Source organism: Neorhizobium sp. DAR64860/K0K1 (assembly GCF_050500205.1).
GTDB classification, from domain to species: Bacteria; Pseudomonadota; Alphaproteobacteria; order Rhizobiales; family Rhizobiaceae; genus Neorhizobium; species Neorhizobium soli.
Window position 1 is genome coordinate 221,490 of sequence record NZ_CP191458.1, and the last position, 12,451, is coordinate 233,940.

Consider the following 12,451-nt stretch of genomic DNA (forward strand, 5'->3'; position numbering starts at 1 on the left):
ATGACTGACAAAGCCATCACTTCTCCAGCCGCACGTACCGCCGATGCCCGAACTGGATTGGGCGCCTGGCTGCGCGCGCCGGTTCCGACTTCGCCTTCGCATGCCCGCATGCAGCAACTGTGGCTGCAATGGCGGCGGTTGCGCGCCAACGGTTCTGCCCTGTTCGGATTGTGCGTTATCGTCTTCCTGCTGATCGCAGCGACGTTTGCACCGCTTCTCGCAACGCACGACATTTACGATCAGAACCTCGCGGGACGCTTGCTCGCTCCATCCGCGCAGCATTGGCTGGGAACGGACGAACTCGGCCGCGACGTCTACAGCCGGCTTTTGTTCGGCGCCCGCATCACCCTCTATATCGCGCTTTTGACCACTGTCATCGTCGCACCAATCGGGCTTATCGTCGGCACCACCGCGGGCTATCTCGGCGGATGGGTGGATACGGTCCTGATGCGCATCGTCGATGTGTTTCTCGCTTTCCCCAACCTCATCCTCGCACTTGCCTTCGTCGCGGCGCTTGGTCCAGGCATCGAGAATGCGATCATCGCCATCTCGCTTGCCTCATGGCCGCCGATCGCTCGCCTTGCCCGCGCCGAAACGCTAACCGTTCGACACTCGGATTATATCGCCGCCGTACGCCTTCAGGGCGCGTCCAGTCTCCGCATCATCTTCAGCCATATCATGCCGATGTGCATTCCTTCGGTTGTGGTGCGCGTCACCCTCAACATGGCCGCGATCATCCTGACGGCCGCGGGCCTCGGCTTTCTCGGTCTCGGCGCCCAGCCACCGAGCCCGGAATGGGGCACGATGCTGTCATCCGGCCGCGAATTCGTGATGACCAGCTGGTGGATCGCCGCCATTCCCGGCACCGCCATCCTCATCACCAGCCTTGCCTTCAACCTGTTGGGCGATGGCCTGCGCGACGTATTGGATCCCCGCAATGGATAAGCCGCTGATCGACGTCAAGGATCTGACGATCCGCTTCGAGACCCCGCAACGCAGCTTCGATGCGGTGCGCGGGCTGTCCTTCACCATCGGCCGTGAAAAGGTCGGCATCGTCGGCGAGTCCGGATCCGGCAAGTCGCAGACCGGTCGCGCCCTTCTGAAGCTGACGCCGAAGGTTGCAAAGATCACCGCCAGTCATATGCGCTTCAAGGATACCGATCTGCTTGCAGCCAGCGAAAGGGACATGCGAAAGATCCGTGGCAACCGCATTTCGATGATCCTGCAGGACCCGAAATATTCGCTGAACCCGTTGATGCGCATCGGCCAGCAGATCGTCGAAGCCTATCGCCTTCATCACAATTCGCCCAAGGCGGAAGCGAAGGCCAAGGCGCTTGCCATGCTCGAATCCGTGCAGATCCGGGATCCGGAACGCGTCTTCAAGCTCTATCCGCATGAAGTCTCCGGGGGCATGGGCCAGCGCGTCATGATTGCCATGATGCTGATCCCCGAGCCGGACCTGATCATCGCCGACGAGCCGACCTCCGCCCTCGACGTGACGGTCCGCCGTCAGGTGCTCACCATTCTCGATGAACTGGTGACGCGCCGCGGCACCGGCCTGATGTTCATCAGCCACGACCTCAACCTCGTGGCAGATTTCTGCGATCGGGTCCTGGTCATGTATGCCGGTCGCATCATGGAAGATCTGCCGGCGAAGGACCTGCACAAGGCGCAGCACCCCTACACGCAGGCGCTGCTCAAGAGCCTTCCGCGGCTCGATGTAAAAGCCGACGAACTGACGGTGCCGGTGCGCGATCCCGACTGGCTCGACGGTCCTGTTTATCGCAACGGAGTTCTGGCATGATCGCAGCAAGACCCCTTATCGAGGCGATCGGTCTCTCCATCAGCTTCGGCCCGCACCATGCGCGCAACCGCGTTGTCGACGACGTTTCGTTCCGGATCGCAAAAGGCGAAGCCTATGGCCTGATCGGTGAATCCGGCTGCGGCAAGTCGACCATTCTGAGGGCATTGTCGGGCCTCAACAGCGATTACCACGGCGCTTTGACGCTTGCCGATCGCGAGCTGCCGAAGAAGCGCAGCAAGGATTTCTTCCGCCGCGCGCAAATGGTTTTTCAGGATCCCTATGGCTCGCTGCATCCGCGCAAGATCGTCGAGAAGGTTTTGTCGGAGCCGTTGCGCATCCATGGCTTCGATCGCCAGTCCGAACGGATCGCTGAGACACTCGATGCCGTCGGCCTCGGTGCTTCCTTCCGGTATCGCTATCCGCACGAACTTTCGGGTGGACAGCGCCAGCGTGTAGCGATCGCGCGGGCGCTGATCGTTGAACCGGAAATCCTGCTGCTCGACGAACCGACCTCCGCACTCGACGTCTCGGTGCAGGCGGAAATCCTCAATCTCCTGAAGCGTCTGCGGAGCGAGCGAAACCTTACCTATCTGATGGTCAGCCACGACCTCGCCGTTATCGCTCATATCTGCGAGCGCGCCGGCATGATGTACAAGGGGCGTATCCTCGAGGAGCTGACATCGCAGCAGATCCGGCAGTCCGAAGCGAAGGAAGACTATACGCGGGAGTTCCTTCAGGCGAGTGTCGAGGCCGTTGCCCGCTCTCCGGAGGTGGCGGCATGAGCGCTGCCTCGTCCGTCGCCAATCCAGGCAACGAGTGGGAATGGCACGGGAGCGAGACCGAGGCGGGATTTGATGGCAAAGGTCTCGAAGCGCTGCGTGCCTTCGCGGCGACCCAGGCGACCGATATGCTTCTGGTTGTCAGGCAAGGAAAGTTGGTGCTGTCGCTAGGCGAACCGGATCGAAAATTTCTCTGCCATTCGATGCGCAAGAGCTTTCTTGCAGCCCTGATCGGCTTCGAGGTCGAGGAGGGGCGGATCGATCTTTCTGCGACGCTCGAACATCTCGGCATCAACGACCGCGAAGGGCTGAGCGATATAGAAAGGCAGGCAACGGTCTATGACCTGCTGACTGCACGCTCCGGCATCTACCACGCCGCGGGATACGAGACGCCATGGATGCGGCGGATCAAGGAGCCACGCCATTCGCACGCGCCGGGAACCTTCTGGTGCTACAACAACTGGGATTTCAACGCACTCGGCACGATCTTCGAGACGCTGACGGGGGATACCGTGCACGAGGCCTTCGCGCGCCGTATCGCTGGACCGATCGGCATGCAGGATTTCACGCTTGCAGGCGATGAGCCGGATGGCTGGCACGAGAGCTTCGATATCAGTGAGCACAGGGCCTATCCGTTTCGCATGTCGAGCAGAGATCTTGCACGCTTCGGGCAACTGTTTCTGCAGCGTGGCCTCTGGAACGGCACCTCGGTTCTGACGTCCGGTTGGGCTCAGGAATGCGTCATGCCCTACTCGGATGCCGGGGCCCATGGCGGCTACGGCTATATGTGGTGGCTGGAGCGGGAAGGTGTCTTTCTGCCGGGCGTTGTGACGCCGAAAGGGAGTTACGCGGCGATGGGCGCCGGCGGGCATTATTGCATCGTCATCCCGGCACTCGACATGGTGGTTGTCCATCGCGTCGACACCGAAATACAAGGGCGCGAGGTCACGCGTTTCGGCATGGGAAAAGTGTTGCGGCTGCTGCTTGCGGCCATGAGCGATACGTCCTGATCGCGTCTCGACACCGCCCCACGATACCTCGTCCTGAAACGCGCTCCTCAGCGCGGCAAGGACTGCTTTTCCATTTCCAGCAACGGGCCTTCGAACATGACCGTCATCGAAACCATAGCGAACTGGTGCTGGGCGCCGCCGACCAGCAGCGACACGGCCCGCCGTCTGGCGCGCGAAGCGATCGCCGATACCGTCGCCTGCCTTTACGCTGGCCGCAACGACATGAGCACGCGTGCCGTTGCCGATGCGTTCCGCCGGCAAGCAGACGGAGAGGCAGCGCTCGTCACCGGTGGGCGGCATTCGCCATCCGTCGCGGCTCTGATCAATGGTACGGCGGCACACGCACTCGACTACGACGACAATTTCCGTCCGGGCATGAGCCACGCTTCGGCGGTGATCCTGCCAGCGCTGCTTGCCGTTGCCAATCGCGCGAGCGCGAGCGGCCGCATGCTGGTGGATGCCTATCTCGTCGCCCTGCAGGCGCAGGCATTCGTGGGGAGCGGTGTCGCCGGTTCCCACTACACGGCGGGATGGCACGGGACCTCGACAGTCGGCAGTATCGGCACGGCCGCCGGCGTTGCCACGCTGCTGGGGCTCGATGCCGCCGGTATCGCGCGCTCTCTTTCGCTCGGCGCCAGCATGGCATCTGGCACAAAGGGCCAGTTCGGCACGCCGGTCAAACCCTTCCACGCCGGCATGGCGGCACGGAATGCCGTGGAGGCCGCTTTGCTCGCGGCGCAAGGACTACGCGGCCGCCTCGATATTCTTGAAGGAGAGCAGGGCTTCCTCGAAATGTTCGGTGGCATCCAGCCTGTCGGATACGACATCGATCATATCGCCCAGACCCGGGGACATACGATCGAAACATCAGGCGTGATGCCGAAAATGCATCCCTGCTGCGGTTCGACCCACATGATCGTCGATGCTGCCCTCGACCTCATGCAAACCGAGCAATTCGACATCGACGAAATCGTCTCGGCAGAATGCCATGTCGGAATCGCAAACTATCGAAACCTTGCCTATACGGAGCCGAGGGACGAGATGCAGGCGCGGTTTTCCATGCAATACTGCCTGGCCCTCGCGCTTCGCAGGAAGAAGCTGCTTCTGTCGGATTTTACGCCCTCTGCGATCGGGCGTTTTGCGAGCGATCCGCTGCTGACGAAGATCTCCATGACGCATTACAGCGCAGAGGAAGAGGCTGCCGCCAAATCCAGTCTGCCGCACAGGCTGACGATAACGCTCGCAGATGGAAAAGTGCTGGAAACACAACGCGCAGCCGCGCGCGGCGGTCTCGCCGATCCCTTCTCCGGTGATGCGCGTCGAGCAAAGATCGGCAATTGCCTGGATGATCTCGAGGATATCGACCTCATCCAGGCAAAACTCGATCGGCTTGACGATCAGCCTGACCTGAAATTTCTGGAGTTGCTTTTTGATCGCCGTGCCGCGGCTGCCTGAGGCCGTTTATGGCAGGGCAACCCGGTCGGCGAGCATGCCGACCTCCTCCGCCCGGCTCCAGAACCGCCCGACGCTTTTGCATCGCAGCCGGAAGGAGCGGTAGAGCCTGATCTCAACGATCATGTCATAGGCAGGATCGGCAGCCCTCACGAGTTGCCTGTTCTTGAGCTCGTTGACGGCAAGGCTCTCCGGGATCCACGCCACACCATGGCCCGCAACGGCCATGGCCTTCAGGGCAGCAGACATGGCGTTTTCATAGACGGTATTGAGCTGGAAAGGCGCTCTTTCGAAGATCGCTTGTGGCAGCGCCTGCGCGAAGAAGGAACTATCCCGGTAGCTGAGATAATTCACCGGCGCCCCGCCGATCGTGAGTGGGTGGATCGGCTGCCCTGCCTCGTCCGGGGCGGAAATGGCAATCACGCGTTCCGAGCCCAGCGTCAGATAGGGGTGCTCCGCGAGATCGCGGATCGCCGGCACGCTTTCATGCGCATAGGTCAGAAGGAAATCGCATTCGTTGCGGAGCAGCTTGGAGACATTTCCGGAAAATGAGGAATAGGCTTCCGAAAACCGCGTCCGGAACGGCTCCCCCAGTGCCTCGACCTTCTCCATCCAGAGCGGGAAGAATGTTAGGACCAGAGTACTCATCGTTGCGAAGGAAATTACTTCTTCAGGAGCGCTGTGAGTTTGCAGCGTCTCCTCGCGCAGCGAGGAAATTGTATCGACTGCCTTGCGAGCCCGCGGCAGAAAGCTTTCGCCGGCCGGTGTAAGCCGCACCGGATAGGTCGAGCGGTCGACCAGCGTCAGTCCCGCCCATTGCTCAAGCTGCATGATGCGGCGGCTGAGGGCTGACTGTGTGATATTCCTGTCCTTGGCTGCGGCCGTAAAGTTCAAGAAATGGCCGAGAGACAGGAAGTCCTCTAACCATCTGACTTCCATAGAAAACCTCTGTATTGCTTTCGAAACAAACCATTACACGGCGCCTCGCGACCGGCAAGCGGTTACATTCGGCGATCAAGGCCACCTCCGCTATCTGCTGTGTCGATCAAGTGCTGAAAGGTTGACAGTTGATTGAAGGTAGACGCCGTCATTCGATGTTCGATGTTCGATGCGATAGCGGAACTTTAAGGGCCTCTGCCCAGCTTTTTGCAAGGCGGTTGATGGTCGATCCTGCGACCAGAAACAATCACCACCCTACTGGCCAGTCGAGCCGCCGCTACGCGTGTCTACCTCACCGTACCCACTGCATCCCGTCGATCTGGATGTCTTGTCCCGTGAGGAAGTTCGGCTCCGATGTCGCGAGGAAGGTGACCACGCTTGCCACATCCTGTGGCGTGCCGACGCGCTTCATAGCAATGCCGGCGGCGAGTTGGGCTTCTCGGGCGTCGATCATGGCGTTCGAGCGTTCCGTCTTGATCACACCCGGGCAGATGGCGTTGACGACGATTTCGGGGGCGAGTTCCTTGGCGAGCCCCCGGGTCATGCCGAGAATACCGGCCTTGGCTGATGTATAGGCGAATTTGCTGACAGCGCTGGTGACGCCGCCGGTATGGGCGTTCATCGACGACATATTGATGATCCGGCCGCCGCCGTTGCGGCGCATAAGGGGTACGGTCGGCTGGATATAATTGAAGGCACCCTTGAGATTGATATCGATCGTCGTGTCGAACTCGTCCTCGGTGATCTCCTCGATGCCCTTCGGCATCGGCTTTCCGGCATTGTTGAACAGCACGTCGATACGGCCCCAGTTCGCATCGACCTCGGCGACGATCTCGGCGGCGCGTCGGTAGTCGCGCACGTCGGCGACGAAGGTCAGTGCCTGGCGGCCGAGAGCGGCAATTTCGCCGGCGGTTCGAGCCAGATCGTCCTCGATCAGATCGACCAGAACGATATCGAAACCGTGTTTTGCCAGATCCAGCGCGCAGGCGCGACCGATGCCGCGGCCACCACCGGTGACGAGAGCCACTTTGCGGGTCGTGTCAGCCATCGGCATTCTCCTTGGCAAAGCGGGCAATGTCGGCATGGGTGCCGAACCATACGTCGTCGTGCTGCTTGATGTGCCGGATCAGCTCTTCGAGGATGAAGATGCGCGAGCGGTAACCGGAGACATGCGGATGCATGGTCAGGAGAAACAGGCCGCCTTCCTGGTAGGCACGGTCGAATTCACGCTTGAAGATGTCGAGAACGGCCGGCGGCGGCGTGTAGGGGCGGTGGGCGCTAAACCGGTTCATGTTGAAATAGACGGCATCATCGCGGATCCACTCGACTGGCAGCTCGACCATGCCGGTCGGTACGCCATTCTCGACCAGCTCATAGGGATCGTCGTCGGCCATCAAGGATGAATCGTAGAGTAGACCCAGTTCGCGTTCGATCTCCAGCGTCACGGCGGAAAAATCCCAGGACGGCGTGCGCATGCCGACGGCACGTATGCCGGTGATCTTTTCCAGCGTATCGGCGGCGCGCAGATGCAGTTCGCGCTCCTTGTCCGGCGGGACCTTGGTGTTCACCTCGTGGATCCAGCCATGCAGGCCGATCTCGTGTCCTTCTGCGATGACGCGTTTCTGCTCGTCCGGATGAAGGAGGGCTGCAACCGCCGGCACGAAGAATGTGGCGGGCACGTCGGCCGCCTTCAGCGTTTCGAGAATGCGCGGCACGCCGCGGCGATTGCCGTACTGGCCCCATGACAGGCGACCGATGGATTCTCCGCCGTCGCGCAGTTCGTTGGTCTCATGGTCGCTGTCGAAGGAGAGTGCGACGGCGCAGCGGGCGCCATTCTTCCAGGTCTTCGGCTTCAGCGAACGGCCGGCCCGCACCTTGTCGACCTTGCCGCGCCAGGTCGCTTCGTCCCATTCCCAGGGTTCCATATCCCGTCCTCCGTTTAAGTCATTCGGCTGCCTGCGGCAGCACCGGTACGGCCGCCAGCAGTCGCTGCGTGTAGGCATGCTGCGGATCGGCATAGATGGCGGCGGCTTCGCCCTCCTCGACGATCCGGCCCTGGTACATGATGGCGACGCGGTCGCAGAGGTGGCGCACCACCGACAGATCGTGACTGATGAAGACCAGCGACAGGTCGAGTTCGGCGCGAAGTCGGATCAGAAGGTTGATGATCTGCGCCTGGATCGACACGTCGAGCGAGGCGACCGGCTCGTCGCAGACGATCACGTCCGGCTGCATGGCGAGCGCTCGGGCAATGGCGATGCGTTGTCGCTGGCCGCCAGAAAACTGGTGCGGAAAGCGGTTGGAAAAGCTCGGATCGAGACCGACGGCCGCCAGCCATTGTCCGACATAAACCGCCGCCTCGGCACGGCTCACCAGACGGTGGGCGAGCGGCCCCTCGGCGATGATGTCGCCGATGCGCATGCGGCCGTTGAGCGAGGCAAACGGATCCTGAAAGATCGTCTGGATGCGTGTGGTGATCTTCTTCGGCGCTCTCCCTGGGCTCATGACGGGCTGGCCGTTGAGGCGGATCGTGCCCGATGTCGGCACGGTGATACCGGCGGCCATCCGGCCCAGCGTCGATTTGCCGGAACCGGATTCACCGACAAGCCCCAGAACTTCGCCACGGTTGACCGTCAGCGAGACGCCGGCGACGGCGTGGACCACGTTTGTTGGCTGCGACAGGCCGGACTTGATCGCAAGGTTCCTGAACAACCCGGCCGGCTTTTCGAAGCGTTTCACGACATTGTCGATGACCAGATAGGGACTGCCGAGAGGCGGCAGATTGGCGGTTGTCGATTTGCGCGGCGGTGGCGCCGCGTCTGCTATACCGCTGCCGCGCAGCAGAAGTTCGCCGGGTTTGGCGCGCGAGGGCAGGGCGTCGAGCAGCGCGCGCGTATAGTCGTGCTGCGGTTTCGTGAGCACACCGAGCGCCGGACCGATCTCGACGATGTTGCCGGACTTCATGACCGCAACCCGGTCGGCGATCGAGGAAACGATGGCCAGGTCGTGGCTGATCCAGATCAGCGCCGTGCCGAGTTCGGAGACCAGTTCCTTCATCTCGGCGAGGATTTCAGCCTGGATCGACACGTCGAGTGCCGTCGTCGGTTCATCGCAGATGATCAGTTTCGGTCGGTGCAGAAGCGCTATCGCAATCGCCACGCGCTGGCGCATGCCGCCGGAAAACTGGTGCGGAAAGAAATCCACCTTGCGTTCCGGGTCGCTGATGCGAACCTGGGCCAGCGCCTTGATCGCCCGCTCATGGGCCTCGGCACTGCCGATATTTTCGTGAGCTTCCAGCGCGAGCTTGATCTGCATGCCGATGCTCAGGACCGGGTTGAGTGTCATCATCGGGTCCTGGAAGACCATCGAAATGGTCTTGCCGCGAATGGCACGAAGCTCGTGGGCGGGCAAGCCGACCAGTTCGCGACCTTCGAGCTTGATCGATCCCTCGACAATGCGGCCGGGTTCGTCGATCAGGCCGATTATGGAGAAGCCGGTGATCGATTTGCCGGAACCGGACTCGCCGACGAGGCCCAGCACCTCTCCCGGCGCGATCGAGAAGGAGACGCCGTCGACGGCTTTGACTTCGCTGCGCCCGCTTGGGAACCAGGTCTTGAGATTGGTGACTTCGAGAAGCGGTATCGCCGGTGTTGTCACGGTATCGGTCATCGGCGGAGCCTCGGGTTGAGCTGGTCGCGGATCTGGTCGCCGACGAGATTGAGTGAGACGATGAAGATGATCAGCGCCAGGCCGGGATAGATCGAGATCCAGTAACGACCAGAGAGCAGATACTGGAAACCGTTGGCAATCAGCATGCCGAGCGACGGCTCGGTCGGCGGAAGGCCTACGCCGAGGAAGGACAGCGTTGCTTCAAGCGAAATCGCGCTGGCGATCTGCACGGTGGCGACCACGATCAGTGGTGGCAGCGAGTTGGGCAGGATATGCCGCAGCACCACACGCCAGGGTGACAGCGGGATGGACAGCGCCGCCTCGACATAATCCTTCTGCCGTTCGGCCGCCGCCGCACCATGGGCGGTCCGGGCAAAATAGGCGTATTGGGCAAAGATCAGCGCGAGGATCAGCTGGTAGCGACCCTGGCCGAGAATGGCGGCGATGACGAAGGCGAGCAGAATGGCCGGGAACGACAGCTGCAGGTCGACGATGCGCATGACAAGGCTTTCGAAGCGACCGCCGATATAAGCGGCGGCACAGCCGACCACGGCACCGATGACGAACGCGGTGCCGCTGGCGATGATGCCCATCTGCAGCGAGATCCGCAGTCCGTAGATGATGGCGGACAGAAGGTCGCGGCCTTGCGAGTCCGTTCCAAGCCAGTGGGTGTAGCCGCCGGTCCCGACATAGCCCGGCGGGCGCCGTGCGTCTCGCAGCACCAGATGCGCGAGGTCGTAAGGATCCTGAGGCGTCACCAGCGGCGCAATCAGGGCGATGAACACGATGACGAACACGAAGACCGCAGCGCCCGTGGCAACCTTGTTGCGGCGGAATTCATTTAGAAAACGGGAGAGTGGAGTGTCGCGCATCAGGCACGCCCCTTTCTCAGACGCGGATCGAGCAGCGCATAGGTAAGATCGACCACGAAATTGATGACGATGAACAGGAGGGCGACAAACATCAGGTAGGCAACCATGACCGGTCGATCGAGCGAGGTGATGCTGTCGATGATCAGCTTGCCGAGGCCCGGCCAGGAAAAGATCGTTTCGGTGACGACGGCAAAGGCGAGCGTCGAGCCGAGTTCGAGGCCGAACACGGTGACCAGCGGAATGGAGATCAGCCGCAGCACATGGCGGCTCAGCACCGTGAACTCCGAAAGCCCGGCAGCGCGGGCGAATTTCACCGTGTCGCTCAGCATCAGTTCGCGAGTGCCGGCGCGGGCAAGACGGATCATCAGCGAGAACTTGAACAGTGAGAGGTTCAACGCCGGCAGGATCATGTGGGAAAGGCCATCACCGGTCAGGAAACTGAAGTCGACGCCGAACAGGCTGGCGGTCTCGCCGCGTCCGCCGGCCGGCATGCAGCCGCATTGCACGGCAAACACCATGATCAGCATCAGGCCGAACCAGAAGGTGGGGACGGAAAAGCCGAGGATGGAAAGTGCCATGATGGCACGCGAGATCGGGTTGTGCGGCTTGTAGCCGGCATACATTCCGATCGGAATGCCGACGAGGCTGGCAAACATCACGGCGGCGAGCGTCAGTTCGAGCGTTGCAGGCAGCCGGGTCAAGATCAGTTCGCTGACCGGCATGTTGTAGACAAAGGAGCGGCCGAAATCGCCGTGCAGGATACGCACGACAAAGGTGAAATACTGCTGCCACAGCGGCTGGTCGAGACCGTATTGAGCGATGACGGCGGCGCGGATGTCTTGCGTCGCGTCCGGCGAGATCAGCACGTCGATCGGGTTGCCGACAGCATAGACGCCGCAGAATACCAGTGCCGACATGGCAAGGACCACGATCAGCGCCTGCCACAGCCTTTGCAGGATGAAACCAAACATTCGTTCCCTGTTCTCCCGTCTCGTGCGGGGTTCGAAAATGCGTCGTGCGTCAGGCGGCGGTCAGTGCCAGTCGCCTTCCAGCAGCGCGCGGGTTTCGGAAACGGCGACCTCCCAGATCGCAGCCATGTCTTCATCGGGGCGTTGGTAGAGACCGTGATAATTGCCGTCGCCGAGCAGTTCACGCTTCTGCGCAGCGCCGACGCGTGCAAGCGCTGCGTAGTCGATCTGCGGTTTGGCGGTGGTCGGCTGACGCGCGTCGGTGGTGCGCGTCCAGGGGAAATTCTCCATCCATGACGCGTGCGATGCGGCCGGATCCGTCTCCTGCACCTTGGCCAGCGTCTGTGGCGCCCGCCACCAGTCGTGGAATTTGACCGATGCGTCGGGGTGGGAATTCAGCCATTCGGAAATCACCACCGTCGCCGGCGTGTTGCCGCCATGCCCGTTGACGATCAGGATGCGCCGGAAACCGGAGCGGTAAATGCTGTCGAGCAGATCCTCGATGACGCCAATATAGGTGGCGAGCGATAGCGTCAGCGTTCCAGGAAACGTTGCGAACGAGGAGGCAAGGCCATAAGGCACGACCGGAAAGACCGGGATGCCGAGCGGCTCGGCAGCATCGACCGAGACCTTTTCAGCCAGGATCATATCGGTCGCGATACTGAGATAGGCGTGCTGCTCGACGCTGCCGATCGGTAAAATACAGCGATCATCTTTTGCGACGCGCTCTTCGACCTGCATCCAGTTCATCTCGGCAATCTTCAATTCGCTACCCTCGTTCTCAAACTTCGTGCAACTGCGCAAAGAACGTTCTGTTTTTCGCACGGACGCACAATATTTGTGCTTTCCGATGCTTTGTGTCGCATGAAGCAAAGTTCCATACGGGACTAAAAAAAGAAATTGACAGCCATTTAAACGATCGTCAAGTTCCATACGGGACTAAACCTCACGAAGCTCG

General features: G+C 61.3%; 12 protein-coding genes. 5 read left to right on the forward strand and 7 right to left on the reverse strand.

Annotated elements, in window-relative coordinates:
* From nikC to ACQY1J_RS01000, 5 genes are all read left to right on the forward strand, one after another.
* The gene (gene nikC / locus ACQY1J_RS00980) at nucleotides 1-945 is read left to right on the forward strand and encodes a nickel transporter permease (RefSeq protein WP_430249743.1); all 945 of its coding nucleotides are present in this window, start codon (nucleotides 1-3) and stop codon (nucleotides 943-945) included.
* On the forward strand, nucleotides 938-1,804 hold the full coding sequence (locus ACQY1J_RS00985) for an ABC transporter ATP-binding protein (protein ID WP_430249744.1): 867 nt from the start codon (nucleotides 938-940) through the stop codon (nucleotides 1,802-1,804). The genes nikC and ACQY1J_RS00985 overlap by 8 nt, the downstream gene beginning before the upstream one ends.
* Nucleotides 1,801-2,586 (forward strand): ABC transporter ATP-binding protein, encoded by a 786-nt coding sequence (locus ACQY1J_RS00990; protein ID WP_430249746.1) that lies wholly within the window; start codon nucleotides 1,801-1,803, stop codon nucleotides 2,584-2,586. The genes ACQY1J_RS00985 and ACQY1J_RS00990 overlap by 4 nt, the downstream gene beginning before the upstream one ends.
* Entirely contained in the window at nucleotides 2,583-3,593 is a 1,011-nt protein-coding gene (locus ACQY1J_RS00995) for a serine hydrolase domain-containing protein (RefSeq protein WP_430249747.1), read from the forward strand. Before ACQY1J_RS00990 ends, ACQY1J_RS00995 begins: the two co-directional genes overlap by 4 nt.
* Before the next feature lie 96 nt (nucleotides 3,594-3,689).
* The gene (locus ACQY1J_RS01000) at nucleotides 3,690-5,048 is read left to right on the forward strand and encodes an MmgE/PrpD family protein (protein ID WP_430249749.1); all 1,359 of its coding nucleotides are present in this window, start codon (nucleotides 3,690-3,692) and stop codon (nucleotides 5,046-5,048) included.
* Nucleotides 5,049-5,054: 6 nt separating this feature from the next.
* On the opposite strand, the gene ACQY1J_RS01005 is transcribed toward ACQY1J_RS01000, so the two are convergent.
* From ACQY1J_RS01005 to ACQY1J_RS01035, 7 genes are all read right to left on the reverse strand, one after another.
* The gene (locus ACQY1J_RS01005; RefSeq protein ID WP_430249750.1) at nucleotides 5,055-5,984 is read right to left on the reverse strand and encodes a LysR family transcriptional regulator; all 930 of its coding nucleotides are present in this window, start codon (nucleotides 5,982-5,984) and stop codon (nucleotides 5,055-5,057) included.
* Nucleotides 5,985-6,276: 292 nt separating this feature from the next.
* The gene (locus ACQY1J_RS01010) at nucleotides 6,277-7,032 is read right to left on the reverse strand and encodes an SDR family NAD(P)-dependent oxidoreductase (RefSeq protein WP_430249751.1); all 756 of its coding nucleotides are present in this window, start codon (nucleotides 7,030-7,032) and stop codon (nucleotides 6,277-6,279) included.
* Nucleotides 7,025-7,909: a polysaccharide deacetylase family protein gene (locus ACQY1J_RS01015; protein WP_430249752.1), complete on the reverse strand. Its 885-nt coding sequence runs from the start codon at nucleotides 7,907-7,909 to the stop codon at nucleotides 7,025-7,027. The genes ACQY1J_RS01010 and ACQY1J_RS01015 overlap by 8 nt, the downstream gene beginning before the upstream one ends.
* Nucleotides 7,910-7,928: 19 nt before the next feature.
* On the reverse strand, nucleotides 7,929-9,653 hold the full coding sequence (locus ACQY1J_RS01020; protein ID WP_430249753.1) for a dipeptide ABC transporter ATP-binding protein: 1,725 nt from the start codon (nucleotides 9,651-9,653) through the stop codon (nucleotides 7,929-7,931).
* Nucleotides 9,650-10,525 (reverse strand): ABC transporter permease, encoded by an 876-nt coding sequence (locus tag ACQY1J_RS01025; RefSeq protein ID WP_062459221.1) that lies wholly within the window; start codon nucleotides 10,523-10,525, stop codon nucleotides 9,650-9,652. Before ACQY1J_RS01025 ends, ACQY1J_RS01020 begins: the two co-directional genes overlap by 4 nt.
* Nucleotides 10,525-11,496, reverse strand: a complete 972-nt coding sequence (locus tag ACQY1J_RS01030) for an ABC transporter permease (protein ID WP_430249754.1) — start codon at nucleotides 11,494-11,496, stop codon at nucleotides 10,525-10,527. The genes ACQY1J_RS01025 and ACQY1J_RS01030 overlap by 1 nt, the downstream gene beginning before the upstream one ends.
* A gap of 60 nt (nucleotides 11,497-11,556) precedes the next feature.
* Entirely contained in the window at nucleotides 11,557-12,426 is an 870-nt protein-coding gene (locus ACQY1J_RS01035) for a creatininase family protein (RefSeq protein ID WP_430249755.1), read from the reverse strand.
* Between the last annotated feature and the right edge of the window lie 25 nt (nucleotides 12,427-12,451).